Source organism: Pseudomonas jinjuensis, assembly GCF_900103845.1.
GTDB classification, from domain to species: Bacteria; Pseudomonadota; Gammaproteobacteria; order Pseudomonadales; family Pseudomonadaceae; genus Pseudomonas; species Pseudomonas jinjuensis.
The window spans coordinates 154,168-173,021 of the sequence record NZ_FNIJ01000003.1 but is presented as its reverse complement, the minus strand read 5'-3'; the positions used below and the strand labels follow the sequence as shown (position 1 = coordinate 173,021).

Annotated in this window: 13 protein-coding genes and 1 pseudogene; 7 read left to right on the top strand and 7 right to left on the bottom strand. The window is 67.1% G+C overall.

The window, feature by feature from the left end; genetic code table 11:
* Positions 1–54: 54 nt before the first annotated feature.
* From BLR75_RS05255 to BLR75_RS05240, 4 genes are all read right to left on the bottom strand, one after another.
* Positions 55–852 (bottom strand): enoyl-CoA hydratase-related protein, encoded by a 798-nt coding sequence (locus BLR75_RS05255; RefSeq protein ID WP_084311579.1) that lies wholly within the window; start codon positions 850–852, stop codon positions 55–57.
* A gap of 58 nt (positions 853–910) precedes the next feature.
* A complete protein-coding gene (locus BLR75_RS05250) occupies positions 911–1,696 on the bottom strand; it encodes an SDR family oxidoreductase (RefSeq protein ID WP_084311580.1) in 786 nt (261 codons plus the stop codon).
* A gap of 124 nt (positions 1,697–1,820) precedes the next feature.
* Entirely contained in the window at positions 1,821–4,526 is a 2,706-nt protein-coding gene (locus BLR75_RS27175) for a winged helix-turn-helix domain-containing protein (RefSeq protein WP_084311581.1), read from the bottom strand.
* A 174-nt stretch (positions 4,527–4,700) separates the two neighbouring features.
* Positions 4,701–6,236, bottom strand: a complete 1,536-nt coding sequence (locus BLR75_RS05240) for a class I adenylate-forming enzyme family protein (RefSeq protein ID WP_084311582.1) — start codon at positions 6,234–6,236, stop codon at positions 4,701–4,703.
* Positions 6,237–6,897: 661 nt separating this feature from the next.
* Between BLR75_RS05240 and BLR75_RS05235 the strand changes: the two genes are divergently transcribed.
* Positions 6,898–8,469 carry a long-chain-fatty-acid--CoA ligase gene (locus tag BLR75_RS05235; RefSeq protein ID WP_084311603.1) on the top strand — a complete coding sequence of 524 codons (1,572 nt, stop codon included), beginning with the start codon at positions 6,898–6,900 and terminating at the stop codon, positions 8,467–8,469.
* A gap of 18 nt (positions 8,470–8,487) precedes the next feature.
* Here BLR75_RS05235 and BLR75_RS05230 read toward each other — a convergent pair whose 3' ends face one another.
* Complete coding sequence (locus BLR75_RS05230) at positions 8,488–8,928, bottom strand: CBS domain-containing protein (protein WP_084311583.1); 441 nt, start codon at positions 8,926–8,928, stop codon at positions 8,488–8,490.
* A gap of 382 nt (positions 8,929–9,310) precedes the next feature.
* On the opposite strand from BLR75_RS05230, the gene BLR75_RS26630 reads away from it, so the two are divergent.
* On the top strand, positions 9,311–9,472 hold the full coding sequence (locus BLR75_RS26630; protein WP_169720242.1) for a hypothetical protein: 162 nt from the start codon (positions 9,311–9,313) through the stop codon (positions 9,470–9,472).
* Positions 9,473–9,530: 58 nt separating this feature from the next.
* On the opposite strand, the gene BLR75_RS05225 is transcribed toward BLR75_RS26630, so the two are convergent.
* Entirely contained in the window at positions 9,531–12,581 is a 3,051-nt protein-coding gene (locus tag BLR75_RS05225; protein WP_084311584.1) for an autotransporter outer membrane beta-barrel domain-containing protein, read from the bottom strand.
* 173 nt (positions 12,582–12,754) lie between these two features.
* Here BLR75_RS05225 and BLR75_RS05220 point away from each other — a divergent pair, with 173 nt between their 5' ends.
* The 5 genes and pseudogenes from BLR75_RS05220 to BLR75_RS05205 all read left to right on the top strand — a co-directional run bounded on the left by BLR75_RS05220 (position 12,755) and on the right by BLR75_RS05205 (position 17,882).
* A complete protein-coding gene (locus tag BLR75_RS05220; protein ID WP_090416007.1) occupies positions 12,755–14,542 on the top strand; it encodes a response regulator in 1,788 nt (595 codons plus the stop codon).
* A gap of 460 nt (positions 14,543–15,002) precedes the next feature.
* Entirely contained in the window at positions 15,003–15,125 is a 123-nt protein-coding gene (locus BLR75_RS27170; protein ID WP_255312781.1) for a hypothetical protein, read from the top strand.
* Positions 15,125–16,591, top strand: coding sequence for an ATP-binding protein (locus BLR75_RS05210; RefSeq protein ID WP_084311585.1), 1,467 nt, complete (start codon positions 15,125–15,127; stop codon positions 16,589–16,591). The genes BLR75_RS27170 and BLR75_RS05210 overlap by 1 nt, the downstream gene beginning before the upstream one ends.
* Before the next feature lie 424 nt (positions 16,592–17,015).
* Positions 17,016–17,234, top strand: a pseudogene (locus BLR75_RS27295) (hypothetical protein); the annotation flags it as partial.
* A gap of 27 nt (positions 17,235–17,261) precedes the next feature.
* Positions 17,262–17,882: a Wadjet anti-phage system protein JetD domain-containing protein gene (locus BLR75_RS05205; protein ID WP_245726104.1), complete on the top strand. Its 621-nt coding sequence runs from the start codon at positions 17,262–17,264 to the stop codon at positions 17,880–17,882.
* Positions 17,883–17,990: 108 nt separating this feature from the next.
* Here the strand turns inward: BLR75_RS05205 and BLR75_RS05200 are convergent, their stop codons facing one another.
* A complete protein-coding gene (locus BLR75_RS05200) occupies positions 17,991–18,344 on the bottom strand; it encodes a YkgJ family cysteine cluster protein (protein ID WP_084311587.1) in 354 nt (117 codons plus the stop codon).
* Between the last annotated feature and the right edge of the window lie 510 nt (positions 18,345–18,854).

Below are 18,854 nucleotides of genomic sequence, written 5' to 3'. Positions count from 1 at the left end.
TGTCTTCCTTCATGGTTCCCACGCAGGAGCGTGGGAACCATAAGGGTCGCCATCTCACTCCCGCCCGGCGAACTCCGGATCGCGCTTTTCCAGGAACGCCTGCACGCCCTCCCTGAAGCTGGGCAGGTCGAGCAGTTCGCGCTGGCGGTCGGCCTCGTAGTCCAGCTGCGCGCGCAGGTCGTTGCGTTCGGCGGCGTCGAACAGGGCGCGCGCTTCGAGCATCCCGTGGGCCGGCAGGAGCGCCAGTTGCCGGGCCATGCGCAGGGCTTCGTCGTGCAGGGCCGCGTCGTCGACGCAGGCGTGGATCATGCCCCAGCGTTCGGCCTTTTCCGCCGACAGGCGTTCGCCGGTGACGCTCAGCGCCAGGGCGCGGGCGCTGCCGATGCGGCGTTGCAGGAACCACGAGGCACCCAGGTCGGGGACGATGCCGAGCCGGAGAATGAACGGCAGATAGAAGTAGGCCGAGCGCGCGGCGAGGATCACGTCGCCGGCCAGCGCCAGTCCCACTCCGGCGCCGGCGGCCCCGCCGTTGACCGCGATCACCACCGGCACCGGCTGCTCGTGCAGTTCGGCGATCATCGGGTTGAGGTGCTCGCGCATGTTCTTCGCCCCGTGTTCGCCGTAGCCGCTTCTGTCGCGTCCGCCGCCCTTGAGGTCGGCGCCGGCGCAGAACAGCCGGCCAGTGGCGGTGAGCAGCAGGGCGCGCACGCTGCTGTCGGCGCGCACCGCGGCCAGCGCATGGCGGACTTCGCTGACCAGGTTGGGGTTGAAGGTGTTGGCGCTCGCCGGCTCGTTGAGGGTGATGACGGCGACGGAGCCTTCCCGGCTCAGGAGGATCGACTGGTAGTTCATCGTGGTTCTCGCTTGTTGTTATTGAAGGTTGCGAATCGTGGTGAAGCGCGATGGCTGGTCAGAGCCCCATCCGCGCCATGCCGCCGCCATGCATGGAGCCGCCGTCCACCGCCAGCGTCGCGCCCGTGATGTAGGACGCCATGGAGGACGAGAGGAACAGCGCGGCGTCGGCCACTTCCTCCAGCGTGCCGTAGCGCCCCAGCGGCACGTTGCGGGTGGCGCGCGCGGTGCTTTCCGCGTCCGGCGCCAGGCGGCGCATGCCTTCGGTGCCGCTGATCGGTCCGGGCACCAGGGCGTTCACGCGGATGCGCTGGGAACCCCATTCGACGGCGAGGGTGCGGGTGAGCATCTCGATGCCGGCCTTGGCGGCGCAGGCATGCGCCTGCAGCGGGGTGGGATTGCTGGCCTGCGGGGCGGAAATGGTCAGCACCGAGGCGCCGGCGCCGCGCAGGTGCCGGTGGCCGAGACGGAGGACGTTGAAGGTGCCGAGCAGGTCGATGTCCACCACGCTCTTGAAGGCATTGCAGGACATGTCGGTCGCCGCGGCGAGGAAGTTGCCGGCGGCGCCGGAGACCAGCACGTCGATCGGCCCGAAGCGTTCCACCGCCTGCGCCAGCGCCGCCTCCAGCGCCTCGGGATTGCGCACGTCGGCGCTCAGGCCGAGGGCGCGTGGCCCCAGGCCGGCTGCCGCGGCGGCGGCCTTTTCGGCGTTGCGGCCGAGCACCGCGACGTTCGCGCCCCAGGCGGCGAACGCCGAGGCGATGCCCAGGTTGATGCCGCTGGTCCCGCCGGCGACGAAGACATGGGCGTTGGCGAACTGCGCCCAGGGATGTGTCTGCTGCATGCTGGTTCCTTGTGCTTGTCCAACGAAAAGACACCGCGCCCGGCCGGGCGTCGGTCTTTCCGATTATCGGAACAGCCGTGCGGGCCGGCTCTAGTCACTTCGAACTAAATTCGCCGGCGCCCGCTCAGTCCAGCCAGCCGCGGCTGCGGGCGATGGCCACCGCCTGGGTGCGGCCCTGGGCGCCGAGCTTGGCGTTGATCTTGCGCAGGTGCGACTTGACCGTGCATTCCGAGAGGAACAGTTTCTCGGCGATGGCGCGGTTGCGCTGGCCGGCGGCCAGCAGCTGCAGTACCTGGATTTCCCGGCTGGTCAGTTCCTCCTGCGGCGCATCGGCGCTGCCTTCGCCGGCGCCGCTGGTGTCCAGCACGATGTTCAGGCGTTCCAGCAGGGTCGTGACGAAGCCCGCCTCGATGCTCCCCGCCTGGCCGTGCGGGCTGATGGCCCAGCGCCGCAGCAGGCGGGCGAGGCGGTCGCCTTCCTCGATGAAGGTGCCCAGGAATCCCTCCGGGCCGGCCAGGCGCAGGGCCTCGCCCAGCGCCTCGAAAGCCTGCTGGACCCGCCCGAGTCCGTCCAGCGCCAGCGCCAGCAGCAGTTGCAGCTTGATCTCGCGGCGCCGGTGCTGGCGCGCGCGGGCGTCCTGGAGGGCCGCGCGCAGGGCTTCCAGCGCGGCGCCGCAGTCGCCCTCGGCGATGCGCAGGCGCTGGCGGCCGATGCTCGGCGTATCCACGTCGTTGGCGTACATCAGGAAGCCGGGCCGGTCCCAGCCGCCGGCCTGCTCGGCGGCTTCCTGCGCCTGGCGGGCCGCGTCCAGGCGATTCTCCAGCACCGCCACGCGGGCGCGCTCCAGCCACGCCGAGCATTGCACCCGCGGGTTGCCGCTCTGGTGGCCGGTCTGTTCCAGCTCCACCAGATAGCGCAGCCAGGTGTCGCGCTCGCCACGGCACAGCGCCGCCCGCGCCATCAGCACGTGGCTGGCGATCAGGCTGTCCGGGGTGCTGGCGTTCTTCGCCGTGGGCAGGATGGGCGCCAGCAGGCGCTCGGCTTCCTCCAGCCGGTCGCTCTCGTAGAGCAGCTGGGCGCACAGGGTTTCGCGGGTGAGGTGGGCGCCGACCGTCTTGCCGTTGCCGTCGCTCCAGCGTTCACCGCCGCTTGCCTGCATGCGCGCGAGGGCGCTGCCGAGGCGACCCTGGATCATGTCGAGGATGCTTTCGTTGCAGTCGGAAATGCTCCGCAGCAGGCTCGACTGCATCTGCGATTCGGCGGCCTGCGCCAGCAGCTCGCGGGCCTCGTCGTGGCGGCCGCTGCCGATCAGGTTGAAGGCCACCGCATTGACCAGCACGCCGTACTGGAAGGTTTCGCCGGCCGGCAGCCGGCGCAGCTGGTCGAGGCCGACGCGGCAGCATTCCTCCGGCTCGTCGGTCAGGCCGAGCAGCAGGCAGCGCAGGGTGCGCGCCTCCAGCGCATCGCCGGTTTCCGCCAGGTGGTCGATCAGCCGGTTGGCGTCGCGGAAGCGCCGGGCGAACACCAGCGCCCAGGCGTAGGCCAGGTTCAGGCGCGGATAGCGGTCCAGCAGTTCGCCGGGGATGCGGTCCAGCCAGCGCAGCAGCATGCGCGTGCGGCCGGTCTCGACCAGGCTGTCGATATGCTCGGCCAGCCGCGTGGCGGCTTCCTCCGCATCGCCGGCGTCGAGCAGCAGTTCGATCGCCGGGATCGGCCGGCCTTCGTCGAGGAACCACTGCGCGGCGCGGCGGCGCAGCCGGTTGGCCTCGCCGGGCAGGCGGCGCTCCAGGGCGTCGCGGAGGAAGCCGGCGAACAGGCTGTGATAGCGGTACCACTGCTGCTCGCCGTCGATGGGGATCAGGAACAGGTGGGAGCGGCCCAGCCGTTCGAGCATTTCCCGGCTGTCGCCGTGGCCGGTCAGCGCGTCGCACAGGCCGGCGCAGAACTGTTCGGTGACGCTGGTCCGGAGCAGGAACAGGCGGGTGTCGTCGTCCAGCCGGGCGAGGATGTCCTCGGCCAGGTATTCGGCCAGCTGCAGGTTGGAGCCGGAGAAGGCGGCGATCACCGCGCCGTGGTCGTCGCGCCCCTGCAGCGACAGGCAGGCCAGGTAGATGGCGGTGATCCAGCCTTCGGTGCGCCGGTAGAGGCTGGACAGCAGGTTGTTCAGCAGCGGCAGCTGGCGCTTGTCGCGGACGAAGGCGGTGGTTTCCTCCAGGCTGAAGCGCAGGGTGTCCGGCGCCAGCTCCAGCAGCTGGCCGCGCGCGGCGAGGCGGCCGAGGTCGAACTCGGGAAGGCTGCGGGTGCCCAGCGCCACCGTGCCGCCGTCCGGCAGGCCGTCGAGGATCTGCTGCAGGAAGCTGAGCACCGGCGGGCTCTGGATCACCTCGAATTCGTCGAGGACGATGACCAGCGGCGTCGGGCTGGCGCCGAGCAGGTCCAGCACGTCCTGGGTGCCGGGGGCGTCGTTCTCGCCGCCCGCTGGCTGTCCGCCCAGGGCGCGCAGGCCGTGGTGGAGCAGGGCGACGAAGCGCTGCAGGTCGTTGTCGGCGCTGTCCAGGTTGATCCACAGGGTGTGCCGGCCGGCGCTCCGGCAGCGGTCGTGATACTGCTGCAGCAGGGTGGTCTTGCCGAAGCCGGCGGCGGCGCGCAGGAGGATCAGGCGGGCGCGGGAGGCATTGGCCATCTGCTCGACCAGGTGCTGGCGCAGCAGGTGCCGGCTGTCGCCGCAGGGCGGGGTGTACTTGGTGGCGAGGATGCGGATCGGCAGGGGCGCGGAGGCGGTCCCGCTGGCGGATGGGGCGTGGGCCGGGGTTGCCTGGGGCCATGTCATGCCTTGCGTCTCCTCTGCGACGGCTCTCGATGCGGCGCGCCGCTTCCGTCTTTTCCTGTCGTGATTTTCCTCATTCTGCCACGCCCGGCGGAGCCGCGGCGGCCGGAGGCATGCTGCCAGGAACCCCCTCGCCTGCATGGGGCGAGGGGGCATGCGTTGCGCGATCTTCCGGTCTCACTTCGCCGAATAGCGCTCCACCAGCCTGAACTTCTGCACCTTGCCGGTCGGCGTGCGCGGCAGCGGGTCGTCCTGCTGCAGCACGCGCTTGGGCGTCTTGAAGCCGGCCAGGTGGGCGCGGCAGTGCCCGATCAGCGCCTCGCCGTCGATCGCCGCGCCGGCCGGCACCACCACCGCGGTCACCGCCTCGCCCCACAGCGGGTCGGGCAGGCCGATCACCGAGCAGTCGGCGACGCCGGGGAAGCCGAGGATCAGCTCCTCCACCTCGGCGGCGTGCACGTTCTGCCCGCCGGTGACTATGACTTCCTTCAGGCGGCCGCTGATGAACAGGTAGCTTTCCGCGTCGAGGTAGCCGATGTCGCCGGTGTGCACCCAGCCGTCCCTGAAGGTTTCCGCGGATTTCTCCGGGTTCTCGTAGTAGGCGGTGACCGCGGCCGGGCAGCGGCCGAGGATTTCCCCCGGCTGGCCGGGCGGCAGGTCGTTGCCCTGCAGGTCGACGATGCGCACCTGGGAATGCAGGATCGGCCGGCCCACCGAGCCCGGCTTGCGCTCGCGGTCTTCCGGGGTGCTGAGCACCAGCGCGCCGCTTTCCTGCATGCCGTAGTACTCGTAGAGATTGGCGCAGAGCTTGGCGAGAGTGGCCTGGCGTATCGGCTCGGGCAGCGCTGCACCGGCGAAGACGATGGCGCGCAGCGAAGCCGTGTTCGCCGTGTCGATGTTCGGTGCGGCCAGCAGCATGGCGGCCATGGTCGGCACGAGGTTGGTGATGGTCACGCCTTCCTCTTCGATCAGGCGCAGCACGGCCTCCCCATCGAAGTTCACCAGCACGTTGCGGATGCCCATGCTCGCCGACTGCAGCGCCCAGCCGAAGCCGACCCGGCCGAACATCGGGAACACCGTCATGGCGACGTCGCGGGCAGTCATGTCGTAGCCGTTGAACAGGCTGGTGCCGGCCGTGCAGTTGTAGTGGTTGATCAGGTAGCACTTGGGCAGGCCGGTGGTGCCCGAGGTGAGGTTGAAGTAGAAGGGGTCTTCCTCCTCGATCTCGATGGCCGGCGCGCTGGCGGCCGAGGCGGCCAGCAGTTCCTCGTAGTCGCTGCCCGGCGCCTCGCCTTCGCCGAAGCTGACGATCCGGGAGACCTCCGGCAGGTCGGCGAGCAGCGGCGCCAGTGCGGCGGCGAAGCGCCGCTCCAGCAGCAGTGCGCTGGCGCCGACGGCGCGCATCAGTTCGAGCATCTCCTGCGGGGCCAGGCGGTAGTTCAGCGGCAGGCCGATCAGCCCGGTCTTGGCCAGGGCGAAGTAGATCTCGACCATTTCCGCACGGTTGCTGCTGAGGAACGCCACCCGTTCGCCCTTGCGCAGGCCCAGCCCGCCCAGGCCGTTGGCCAGGCGGTTGCAGCGTTCGTCGGTCTGGCGGAAGGTGAAGCGGCGCCGGGTGGAGGTGCAGAAGTAGCTTTCCCGCTCGGGATGGCGGATGGCGGCATTGGCGAGGATTTCGCCCACGACCATTTTGCCGGTGGCCTTGCGTGTCATCGAGAATCTCCTTTTTCACCTGGCGCGCTGACGCACCGGTTGCAACTGCGACTCTGGTTATTGTTCTGCGACCCGCATCGCGCGGGTCCGTACTACGAGGCATTGCCGGATCGCGAGGCAGCCCGGGCGGCTGCGCCGCACGCTTCCATCGCTGCCATTGCCGCCGCATGAGCCCGCGGCATTGGCCAGATTCCACGCCCGATCATGCCGGGCGCAGGATGAGGCTGTCGTCGTCCGAAACGACGTTTTTGCCCCTCCCGTATCGTTCGTTCGAACGTCGCGCGGTTCATCCCTTCGACGGTCAAAGCGCCTGTTCGCCGCTCCTAGTATGGATGCCGCGCGTAACGCGACGGCGTGCGCCGACCAGGCGGTCGTGCCCGGCGGGCGTCTGCGCTGCGAGGGCCGCCGGGGCGCGAAGTCATCCCTTTTTGGGATGGCCCGCTCTCTGTGCCGGGCGGCATTCTCGACGATGAATGTCACCCCGTCCGGCGCATGCTGGCCGGCGAAACAACTGGAAAGAATCGCTGGAAGGCGACCGGCATGAACTGCGCTACGGTCCTCCGGAGCCGCGCCCGCAGATTCCGCCGCCTGCAGAACGACCCGCCGCGATAGCGCCGGGCATCACCGTCCAATAACAACAAGATCGGAGTTCGTTCAAATGATGTACCTGACCCAGGGACTGCACCGCCAGCTGCAACAGCGCCCCGACGCGATCGCCATCCGCAGCGGCGAGCGCAACATGACCTACGCCGAGTTCGGCGAGCGTGTCGCTCGTCTGGCCGGCGCCCTGAAGAGCATGGGCGTGCAGAGCGGCGACCGGGTGGCGATGCTTTCGCTCAACTCGCCGCGCTGCATCGAATACAACCTGGCGGTGCCGTGGGCCGACGCGGTGGTCAACCCGGTCAACATCCGCTGGAGCGCGGCGGAGATCATCTATTCCATGGATGATTCGGAAACCGTGGTGCTGATCGTCGACGACGCCTTCAGGGATCTCGGCATCCGCATCGCCGAGGGCTCGAAGACCGTCCGCCAGCTGATCTACGCCGGCGACGGCGAATGCCCGGCCGGGATGATGTCCTACGAGGCGCTGATCGCCGCCACCCCGCCGGTCGAGGACGCCCGCCGCGGCGGCGACGCGCTGCTCGGCATCTTCTACACCGGCGGCACCACCGGCTTCCCGAAAGGGGTGATGCTCAGCCACAACAACCTGTTCTTCTCGGCGACCGCTTCGCTGACCGCCGGCCGCTTCGCCGACGACACGGTATTCCTGCACTCGATGCCGATGTTCCACCTCGCCGACTTCGCGGGGATGACGGCGCTGTTCATCAGCGGCGGCACCCATGTGGTGCTGCCGAGCTTCACCCCGCAGGGCATGCTCGAGGCCATCTCCCGCGAGGGCGTCAACGAGATCCTGCTGGCGCCGACCATGATCCAGATGGTGCTGGACTGGCGCGACAGCAATCCGGAGCTGGCCGCGCAGTACGACCTCTCCAGCATCCGCATCGTCGGCTACGGCGCCTCGACCATCACCCAGGCGCTGCTCGACCGTGCCTGCCAGGCCTTCCCCTGCGCCGGCTTCAGCCAGGGCTACGGCATGACCGAACTGGCGCCGATCGCCACCACCCTCGGCCCGGAGTACCACACCGCCGAGCACCAGCAGAGCGGCAAGATGTACTCCGCCGGCAGGGCCGCCTGCTGCACCGAGGTGCGCATCGTCGACGAGAACGACAACGAGGTGCCGCGCGGCACCGTGGGCGAGATCGTGGTCAAGGGGCCGAACGTGATGCTCGGCTACTGGAAGAAGCCGGAAGCCACCGCCGAGGCGCTGCGCGGCGGCTGGATGCACACCGGCGACGGTGGCTACATGGACCGCGACGGCTTCGTCTACGTCTGCGACCGGCTGAAGGACATGATCATCAGCGGCGGCGAGAACATCTATTCCGCCGAGGTCGAGACTGCCCTCGCCAGCCACCCGGCGGTGGCCCAGGGCGCGGTGATCGGCATTCCCAGCGACAGGTGGGGCGAGACCGTGCACGCGGTGATCGTCCTCAAGCCGGGCGCCAGCGCCACGCCGGAGGAGATCGTCGCCCACTGCCGCGAGCGCATCGCCGGCTACAAGTGCCCGCGCAGCGTGGAGTTCCGCGAAAGCCTGCCGCTGTCCAGCGTCGGCAAGGTGCTCAAGACCGAGCTGCGCAAGCCGTTCTGGGACGGCCGCAAGCGCGGCGTGGCCTGACCGCGGAACACCGCGGCGTCAGGCCGACTCGCCGCGGATGTACTGCTCCAGCTGGCGGATCAGGTCGGTCTGCTCGGCGATGGCTTCCTTGACCAGGTCGCCGATCGACAGCAGGCCGAGCAGCCTGCCGTCCTCCACCACCGGCAGGTGGCGCAGGTGGCGCTCGGTCATGATGGTCATGCAGGTGCCGACGCTCTGCTTCGAATCCACCGTGATCACCGGCGTGCTCATGATCGCGCTGACCGGCGTGCCGATCGAGGAACGCCCCAGCAGGACGATCTTGCGCGCGTAGTCGCGCTCGCTGATCACGCCGACCACCTGGTCGCCGTCCACCACCGGCAGGGCGCCGACGTTCCAGTCGGCCATGACCCTGAGCGCATCCAGCACCATCTGGTCCGACGCGACGGTATGAACCTGCTGGTTCTGCTTGGCCTTCAACAGTTGTGCCACGGTCTTCATGCGAACCCCTCCGGTCGTTGTGGGTGGGGCGGACGTCCGCCGCCCCGCGTTCCTACAGAATCGTGGAGCGGTGCGGTTTCGGCAATGCCGGAATGCGGCATGCAGCCGATCGGAAAACGGCGTCGCCGTTTTTTTCGCGGGCATGGCCCGCTCTTACATGGAGTCGCGCCGTCCCTGAAGCATGCACAGAACCTGTAGGAGCCAGCTTGCTGGCGATTGCCGTGTTCTCCTTCCACGCCGACGTTGAGGGAAAACCTGGATCGCCAGCAAGAACTAGGCGTCCCCCTGGCTCCTACAGATATGGCGTCAGGCGGGCCACGACTTGGTGCCTGCGCCACCCCGGTATAATCCCTGTCCGACGAATTCCCTGCGGACGTACGCAATGTCAGACGAACCGGATATCCACGAACCCGAACACGACCACCTGCTCGACAACGACGACGATCTGGATGACCTGTTCGACGACGAACCGGACGACGAGGCCGGCGGGGACTGGGACCCGGTGGACGAGGACGACGACTGGATTCCCCTCGATGACGATTGAGCGGGCATGAAAAAGCGGGCGCCGTTCGAACGGCGCCCGCTGCATTTTCACCACGAAGCTACCAGAGGAAGCGATAGCCGAGGGTCACGGCCCAGGGCTGCTCGATGTCGTCGCCGTTGGCGTAGTTGGCTTCCAGGTTGATCTTCTGTCGTTCGCTGACCTGCAGCACGCTGCCGAAACCGACTTCCACCCGCGAGCCGGGCAGCTGGTTGTGCAGCTTGTGACCGTTGACGGTGACGCTGGTGTCGCCGGCCAGCTCGTCGATGTACGAGGTCTTCAGGTAGTTCTGCATCTTCATACCCGAGTCGAGCTGCAGGGTCTTGCCGGCGCGCACGCCGACCCGGCCGAGCAGCGAATCGGTGTCGCTGGCCTTCACCCGCAGGCCGTCGCCGCTGGTGTAGGACGGGCCTTCCAGGCGCGTGGCGGCGAGCTGGGCCTGCGGTTCGACGAACCAGCCGTCGCGCAGGGCGATCTGCTTGCCGACCTCGACGCTGGCGCCGATGGCATCGGCGTCGTAGCGGCCCTTCACCGGCGCGCCGAGGTTGGTCGGCACCTTCACCTTGCCGTGCATGCGGTCGTACTTCAGCACGTTGTCCACATACCAGCCGTCGTCGCGCAGGTAGGTGGCGTAGAGGCCGACGCTCTGGCTGTCGAGGTCGCCGCTGCTGCGCTCGCCGAAGCTCTGCTCGGATTCGCCGGTCCCGACCATGCCGCCGAGGTAGAGGGTGGCGCCGTCCAGGGCGAGGGCACGGTCGGCGCCGACCTGCACGCCGCTGATCTGCTGTTTGAAGGCGCGGCTGTAGCCGCTGTCGACGTGCTGGTGCGAGCCGAGGGCGCGGACCCAGACGCCGCCCTGGTCCTTGCCGAGGCGCAGTTCGCCGAGGCGCTGGGTCAGGCTGCCGAGTTCCGCGTACCAGAGGTTGGCCGCGGCGGTTTGCATGCCGAGGGCGACGTTGGAGCCCTTCGACAGCGAATCCGGCTGGCCGACCGGCGGGCGCGGGTTGCCGGGCTCGCCAGGGTTGCCGGGTTCGCCGGGATTGCCGGGTTCGCCAGGGTTGCCGGGTTCGCCGGGATTGCCGGGGTCGCCGGGATTGCCGGGTTCTCCGGGGTTGCCAGGCTCGCCGGGATTACCGGGCTCGCCAGGGTTGCCGGGTTCACCAGGATTACCGGGATCACCAGGCTCGCCGGGATTGCCCGGGTCACCCGGATCGCCAGGGTCGCCCGGATCTGTGCCGCCATTGGCGCTGACCAGGTACCAGTCGTCGCCCTGCTGCTGCAGGGTGTAGCGGAAGGCGCCGGCGTCGACGTGGTCGCCGTAGAGGGCGAACTGCCCGGCGCCGCCGTTGCTGGCGACCAGCATCAGCTTGTCGCCCTGCGCCTCGCGGCCGCTGTCGCCGACCACCAGGGTGTGGCTGCCCTCGGCGTTGCCGGCGATGTCGATCAGGTCGCCCTGCAGGCTGGCGAGGTCGGTACGCATGCCGAAGGTGCCGGAGCCGGTGAGGTCGCCGGCGATCGACAGGGTATGGAAGCCGCTCGCGCCGAAGTTCACCGTGGCGTTGTCCAGCTTCAGGTTGCTCAGGCTGGAATCGCCGTTCATCTGCCAGCGGGCGTTGCGCAGGTCGAGGTCGAGGGTGCCGCTGGCCGGGTCGGCCAGCAGGGTGTCGCCGCGCAGGTCGCTGTCCTGGCTGACCAGCGTCAGCCGGCCGTTGCCGGCGACCTGAGCGAGCACGTCGCTGTCCAGGCTGGAGCCGGTGAGCGTCGAGTCGACCTGTGCGCCGTCCCGGATGTCGTAGCCCGGCCCGGCGACCTGCAACTGGCTGCCGCTGGCCTGGAACGAGCCGACGCTGCCGGCCTCGGCGCTGACCAGCGCGCCCTGGCTGACAACCGAGCTGTCGCTCAGGTTCAGCTCGCCGGAACCCCAGTCCTGGCTGCCGCGGGTGAAGCGGATCGCCGCGCCGTCGCTGGCGATGCGGCTGCCGCTGGCGTCGATGCGCCCGCCATTCTCCAGATGCAGCGCGCTGTTGCCGGCCAGATCGCTGTCGAGGATGCCGATGCTGCCGCCGGCCAGCGCGTGGGCCGCGGCGGAGTCCGCGCCTTCCGCAGTAAGGCTGCTGGCGTTGACGGCGATGCTGCCGCCCTCGCTGCTCCAGGCCGCGTCGGCGCCCGCGCCAAGGGTGTGCACGCGGCTGCCCTCGACGAGTTCGATGCGGGTGCCCTGGGCGGTGTACAGGCCGTGGCTGCCGGCGCCGTCGGTGGTCACCGCGGTATCGCTAAGGGTCGCCGCGCCGCTGGCGTTGTGCACCATGACGCCGATGCTGCCGTCGCCACGGGTGTGGATCGTGGAGTTCTCGATGCGGTTGGCGGCGCCGTTGCTGGCGATGTGGATGCCGTGGCTGCCCTGGCCGAAGGTGTCGAGCTGCGCGCCGCTGACCTGCAGCTGCGCGCCGTTGGTGGCGTCGATGGCGCTGCTGTTGGCGCCCTCGGTGCGCAGGCTGGAATCCACCAGCAGCAGGCTGCCCTGGTTGTCCAGGCGCACGGCGGCGCTGTTCGCGCCGGTGGTGGTCAGGCTGCTGGCGGAGACGCTGGCCGTGCCGTTGTTGTGCGCGTGCAGCGCGGCGGAGTTCGTCCCGCTGGTGCTGACCGTCACGCCGGCGGCGCTGAGCTGGCCGCCGGTCTGCACGTCGAGCCCGCGGGCATCGTTGCCGCTGGTGGTGACGCTGGATGCGCTGATGCTGGCGGCGCCGCCGTTCAGCAGCAGGCCGGAGCCGCCATGGGTGTCGATCGCGACCCGGTCGAGGCGGACGCTGTTGCCGTTGCCCCAGAGATCGAGGCGCACACCGCCGCCGCTGCCGGCGTTGCGGATCTGGCTGTCGACGATGGCGAAGCTCATGCCCTGCACGGTGACGGCGGCGCTGCCGGCATCGACCTGGAAGCGCGCGCCGTCCAGCTCGCTGACCGGATTGCCGGACCAGGGGGTGTAGACCTGCGGGGTGTCGTAGTCGGCGGCGAAGGCCGGCGCGCCGATCGCGGCGGCGACCAGCAGCGCCAGCAGGCGGCGCCTGTGCGGCGGGGTGGAAAGGCGGGGGTCGAGCGTCAGGGAGGTAGTCATGATCTTCACCTCGTGGGGCAGGTGGCGTGAGTCGATGCCCCGATTCTTCTGGCGCCGGCCGCGGGTGAAGATCAGAAACCCTTTACTTTTCTGTGGGAAAATTCCTACACGACGATTCGCGTCCGCCGGGAAATGCCTCTAGCTTGTGTGCAGGACGCATTGGGGAACGCGCCATGAGTCGAATACTGATCGCCGACGAGCACCCGGTAACCCGCCATGCCGTGCGCCTGCTGCTGGAAGGCGCCGGACACCAGGTGGTGGGCGAGGCGGAGAACGGCGTCGATGCGCTGTCGATGACCGTCGACCTGAAGCCGGACCTGCTGATCGTCGATATCGACCTGTCGCGCCTGAACGGCCTGGACGTGATCGCGCGGGTGCGGGCGCGTGGCCTGAAGATGCCGATCCTGGCGTTCAGCACCCAGGACTCCGAGCACATGGTCGGGCGCTTCCTGCAGGCCGGCGCCGCCGGCTTCGTCAGCAAGCACGACGACCTCGAGGAGCTCAGCGTGGCGGTGTCCACCGTCCTGCGCGGGCGCAGCTACTTCCCCAGCGAACTGCTCGGCACGGTCAACCTGCCCACGGCGCGCATGCGCGAGGCCGAGCGCATCGCCCAGCTTTCCAACCGCGAGCTGAGCGTCCTTTATTTCCTCGCCAACGGTTACTGCAACCACGAGATCGCCGCGGAGCTGTCGATCAGCGAGAAGACCGTCAGCACCTACCGCACGCGCCTGAAGGAAAAGCTCAACCTGCACAGCATGCCGGAGCTGATCGACTTCGCCCGCCGCAACAACCTGGTCGGCGACCAGCCGGCCGGTGCGGAAACGATGCTGGCCGCGCCGGTAGACGAGCGCCTGCAGATGCTGCGGGCCATGGTCGAGAGCCTGCCGGCGGCCTTCTACGTGCGCGATACCGGCGGCCGCCTGCTGTACGCCAATCCGGCCTTCCTGCGCCTGTACGAGGTCGAGCTGGAGGAGGTGATCGGCACCCGCGCCACCGACGTCGACTGGTACTCGCCGACGGATGCCGCGACCCTGCAGGACTACTTCATGCAGGCGGTCGCCGCGGCCCAGCCGTTCTCCCGCGACATCGAGGTGCGCATCCACGGGCGGCGCCGCGTGCTGCACCACTGGGGTTCGCCCTACCGCGACGTCGCCGGCGACCTGCTCGGGATGGTCTGCTGCAGCACCGACATCACCGAGCGCCAGGACCAGCTGCAGGCGGTGCGCAGCGCCAAGGAGCAGGCCGAGCTGGGCAACCAGCAGAAGCTGGATTTCCTGGTCAGCGCCAGCCACGAATTCAGCGTCCCCCTGCAGGCGCTGCGCGGCATGCTGCGCATGGTGCTCAAGCGCGCGACGCTGAACGACGAGGATCGCGCCGCCCTGACCTTCGCCGACGACACCGCCGGGGAGATGCTCAAGCTGGTAAACGACCTGCGCGGCATCGCCAGCCTGGAATGCGGCGAGGCGCAGGTGGCGCGCCAGCCGGCGCGGCTGGAGGAACTGGCCAGCCTGGCCGTGGCGGCGCAGCACGCCCATGCCGAGGGCAAGGGGCTGGAGCTGCGCGTGGAGCTGAACGAGGCCGCGCGCCGGCCGCTGCTGACCGATCCGCGCCGCTTTCGCGATGCGCTGGAATACCTGCTGGAATACGTCATCCGCCTCACCGAGTCCGGCTGGGTGAGGCTGGGCATCCAGGCCGAGGCGCAGGGGCAGGACGTCGCCGTGCGCATCGAGATCAGCGGCGCCCCGCACGAACAGCCCGACCCGCTGCGCGTCTACTCCCTCGACGAACTGGCCGAAGCCACCGCCAGCCGCCTGAAACGCCTGACTCCCGTCGGCCTGACCATCGCCCGCCGCCTGGTGGAATCGCTGCACGGCGAACTGGTCAGCATCAGCCCGCCGGAGCAGGGGGCGATGGTCAGCGTGCATATGCGGATGGAGCCGCTGGAGGATGTGGCGGGCTAGCGGCCCTGCCCACTGGACTCGAGATAATCTTTTCTGCCCAAACCGTAGGGCGGGTACAGCCCGAGTCGCTGTGTCAGCGGTAGAGCCAAGGCAGCAGCCCTTTCAAGTTGATCATCTCGATCTTTTGCACAGCGGCTTGGCATGCGTCTTGGTCGGGGTGATCTGGTAGCGCTACAGCACAGGCTGCATCAAGAGGGCGCGGCCTGCTCTTCAAATGCTGACGATACTCCAGGTTCTCCGTTGCGTGCTCGCTGAGGTACATACCTTATGGGCGGGAACTCATCCCTGAACCCGCGTCTTTGGTTAATATGCTCCGTTCAGCCAGACCAGGGGATGTCAAGTCAACCTGGATAGCATGCGATTTGACACGGAGCACCTGCAGTGAAGCACGCGGTCCACAGCAAACTGGTTTCTTTTATCTGGGCCATTGCTGACGATTGCCTGCGCGACATCTAAGGCAGTGAGCTTTCTGGAACAACAAACCACCAATAAGGCCACCCTGATCAATAGTGCCGTCACCAGCAAGATCAAGGTATCGGGTGTGGTGGATCCTGGCGAAATCAAGGAACGGGAGATCGTCTGATGACGGTGGAGCGCGACCTTGGCTATCTGCAATCCCTGCTCAGGGAACTGTGCGCGCTGCCACAGGAAACCGAGTGGGTGGAGTTCAAACAGGACAACGACGATGCGCCGATGATTGGCGAATATATCTCGGCGTTGGCCAATGCAGCGGCCCTGCTCGGCAAGCAGTATGGTTACCTGGTCTGGGGCGTCGAGGATGCCAGCCATGCCGTGATCGGCACGACCTTCAAGCCCTCCGCCACCCGCTACAAGCAGCAGGAGCTGGAAAGCTGGCTCCTGCAGAAAACTGCGCCGAAGATTCATTTCCGCTTTTTCGAGTTCGTCACTGATGGCCAGCCGGTGGTGATACTGGAAGTTCAGGCGGCCAGCCATACCCCGGTGCAGTTCGATGGCATCGAATATATCCGCGTTGGCTCCTACAAGAAGAAGCTGCGCGAATTCCCGGAAAAGGAGCGGGCACTCTGGCGCGTGTTTGATCGCGTGCCCTTCGAGCAACAGTTGGCCGCTCAGAATCTTGGAGTTGACCAGGTGCTCAAGCTGCTTGACTACCCGGCCTACTTCGACCTGACCCACCAGCCACTGCCCGAGGGGCGTGAGGCGATTGTCGCGGCGCTGGCGGCCGACCGAATGATCCAGCGCAGCGACAGCGGGCAATGGCATATCAGTAATCTGGGCGCCATTCTGTTCGCCAAGCGCCTCCAGGATTTCCCCACCCTGGGGCGCAAGGCTGTGCGCCTGATTCACTACAAGGGCAACGGTAAGCTGGAAACTCTGCGTGAGCTCACCGGCAACAAGGGCTATGCCTTGGGCTTCGAAGGACTGATAGACACCCTGAAGACCCTTCTGCCGGCCAACGAGGAAATCGGCAAGGCCTTTCGCCAGGAAGTGCCAATGTACCCGGAACTGGCCCTGCGAGAGCTGGTGGCCAACGCCGTCATCCACCAGGACTTCAACCTGAGCGGCACCGGGCCGATGATCGAGTTGTTCGAGCGGCGTATGGAAATCACCAACCCTGGCGTGCCCCTGGTGGACCCACAGCGCTTTCTCGACAGCCCGCCACGCAGCCGCAACGAGGCCCTGGCCTCTTTCATGCGCCGAATCGGCATTTGCGAGGAACGCGGCAGCGGTATTGACAAAGTCATAGCCCAGACCGAGCTATACCAGCTCCCGGCGCCTATTTTCGAGCAGGTGGATGAGCACACTCGCGTGGTGCTGTTCGCGCACAGGGACTACAGGGACATGGAGCAGGAGGATCGTATCCGCGCCTGTTACCAGCATTGCTGCCTGAAATACGTGAACCGCGAGCCGATGAACAACACCTCGCTGCGCGAGCGCTTCCACATCGATGAGGGCAACAGCGCCATGGTCAGCCGGATCATCAAACAGACCATTGAGGCGGGATTGATCCGCCTGTATGACCCCAAGGCCAATCGTAAGGCATATCGCTATGTACCAAGTTGGGCCTGAACTCATTTGACGGTCATTTGCCTGAATGGACCGTTGCCAGCGGCCAGGCATGGGAACAGCGCGATTTTAGCCGCCCCCGCTCGCGCCGCTCATTTGCCGGTCATTTGACTGAGGCGGCCAACACCGCCTGGGAAAACCATAAAACGCCGTAGATTCAAGGCGTTGGAAAAATCGCTCATTTGACTGAGAAGATATTTTTAGGCGAATTGGCCGAAGCAGCACCCGCCAGGTGCTCTTCATCAATGGGCTACAGCGAATGGATGGGGTGCCGTCCCAAGGTCGAGGATCTCGGTCGTTGCAGCGCGGTTGAGGCGCGATTTTTCTACATGGCGCCAGATGATTCGAGCCCTGGTATCCCATTCCGTGGGCGACCACAACCTCCCCCTCACAATAAATTACGTATCATGGGGCCATCATCATTTTGGTGGCCTCGACACTTGGGCTGCCTCTCGATAAGTGGCTGCCATGGAAGAAAGTGCGCAACAGCGTTCGGAACGCTACATCTCCGCACGTAGTCAGCATCCAGCTTGGCTTCTGCTCGCATCCCGACGGGCGCCGTTGGTACTGGGTTGCTTGCGGACCTTGTTCCCCAGGATGTGCCAAAGGGCGTCCCCTGCGCTTATTGGCCGAGCATGGAGTAGACACCAAGTTCTTCGAAAGAAACGCTACCTTGCTGACGAAGTTCCTCGATGAGCGTTTCGAAGGCGAAGCGTCTGGCCAGGGGCTGGCGACCTTTCTGGATGCCTACGAAGAACACGCTCACTGGGTCCTGGTCGCTCCTCTATCGCCTGGAATGCTGCCCTTCAGAAGGTTCAGGCTCACCACGGCCGAACTGGCCGAAACCGTCCTGCCAGGTTCGCGATTGCTCGTGGTGGAGAACGAACAGTGCATCCACCAGTTACCGGAGGTGCCGGACACCATCGCCATCCTGGGGGCGGGGCTGGACCTGCAGTGGTTGGCCTCCTCGCAACTGGCCGGCAAGCAGCTCGCCTACTGGGGCGACATGGATACCTGGGGGCTACTGATGTTGGCGCGAGCGAGGTGCCATCAGCCGACGATCAATGCACTACTGATGGAACAGACCCTGTTCGAGCGGTATGCGCCGGTCAGTGCGGTCGCCGAGCCGACCAAGGCACAGGCGATGGTTCCCGACGGTTTGCTACACGATGAGGCGAATTTCTATCGGTATCTCCTGGCGCAGGAGCGTGGTCGGCTGGAACAGGAGTACCTATCGCGGGATCGGGTGGAGTCGGCTATTGCCGCTTGGGTTGGTCGCCCTGTTCATCGATGATCTGTTCGGGCGCCCTCATCACCCTGCGAAATCTCGTTTCCGAGCGGTTGGCCCGCAGTTGAACGCGACTCTCCCAGGAAAGCGCACGGGTGCCTTTCGTTTCCGGCCCTAGACGAGCACCTGGCGGGTGCTGGCGATCAGGTCATGCACCTGGCGCACCACCGCTTCGTCGGTCGGGACTTCCGGCCCGCGGCCTTCCGGGCACGGCATGCTCGGCGTCGTGCCGAACAGCCTGCAGATCAATGGACGCTGATCGTAGGCTTGGCAGCCATCGGGGCCGAGGTGCACGCAGTTCCAGTGCGCCAGGGCGGCTTCATGTTCGGCGGCGCTCTTCACCGGCAAGCGCGCCATCTCCTCGGAGGAGGCGGTAACCGGCCCGCAGCAGTCGTGGCAGCCGCTCTTGCAGGCGAAGCCCGGAATCTGCCGGCGCAGGTGGTCGATCTTGCGGTTGGTGCAGCTCATCGGGCCTCTCGAGCGCAGGGCGTGCTGCTGGTTATGAATCTCCACGGCCTCGCGCATCATTCGACGGGCTTGAATCAGGCCTTGCGGGCGCTGGTAATGCGCAGAGCAATGCTACCAGCTGATGGAAAAACTGCGCTGACCGATTTTGTTGTGCGTCCTTATATAGCCGGCCTCGTGCCTGCGGCTCATTGGGGACGCTACGCGTCTCCCGGCGAATGAATTCGCCCCTGCACGGCAGGTGCGCGACCCTTGTCATTCGTTTCAGATGCAAAACGCCGTTTTATGTGTAGAACAGAAACCTGTGTTACCGAATGGAGCTGGGCACTGGCCGCTATTGGGCAGTGACCACCCAATTTCTCGGAATCGCCCCAGGCGCAGTTTTGCCCTCCTGATGCCGTTGGTCGGCAATTTTCCTCCCGGACTCTTGAGAGTCTTCGTAACTCTTTGATTAATAAGGTTTAACCCTCGAAACAAGAAGTGCTGCCTTTCTGGCACGGCTCATGCACGTTT

Excerpts from the sequence above, each read along its gene's own strand:
- BLR75_RS26630 (WP_169720242.1), top strand. The coding sequence starts at position 9,311 with ATGTCAGACGAACCGGATATCCACGAACCCGAACACGACCACCTGCTC.
- BLR75_RS05225 (WP_084311584.1), bottom strand. The coding sequence starts at position 12,581 with ATGACTACCTCCCTGACGCTCGACCCCCGCCTTTCCACCCCGCCGCAC.
- BLR75_RS05200 (WP_084311587.1), bottom strand. The coding sequence starts at position 18,344 with ATGAGCTGCACCAACCGCAAGATCGACCACCTGCGCCGGCAGATTCCG.
- BLR75_RS05210 (WP_084311585.1), top strand. The coding sequence starts at position 15,125 with ATGACGGTGGAGCGCGACCTTGGCTATCTGCAATCCCTGCTCAGGGAA.
- BLR75_RS05250 (WP_084311580.1), bottom strand. The coding sequence starts at position 1,696 with ATGCAGCAGACACATCCCTGGGCGCAGTTCGCCAACGCCCATGTCTTC.
- BLR75_RS05230 (WP_084311583.1), bottom strand. The coding sequence starts at position 8,928 with ATGAAGACCGTGGCACAACTGTTGAAGGCCAAGCAGAACCAGCAGGTT.
- BLR75_RS05235 (WP_084311603.1), top strand. The coding sequence starts at position 6,898 with ATGTACCTGACCCAGGGACTGCACCGCCAGCTGCAACAGCGCCCCGAC.
- BLR75_RS05220 (WP_090416007.1), top strand. The coding sequence starts at position 12,755 with ATGAGTCGAATACTGATCGCCGACGAGCACCCGGTAACCCGCCATGCC.
- BLR75_RS05240 (WP_084311582.1), bottom strand. The coding sequence starts at position 6,236 with ATGACACGCAAGGCCACCGGCAAAATGGTCGTGGGCGAAATCCTCGCC.
- BLR75_RS27175 (WP_084311581.1), bottom strand. The coding sequence starts at position 4,526 with ATGACATGGCCCCAGGCAACCCCGGCCCACGCCCCATCCGCCAGCGGG.
- BLR75_RS05255 (WP_084311579.1), bottom strand. The coding sequence starts at position 852 with ATGAACTACCAGTCGATCCTCCTGAGCCGGGAAGGCTCCGTCGCCGTC.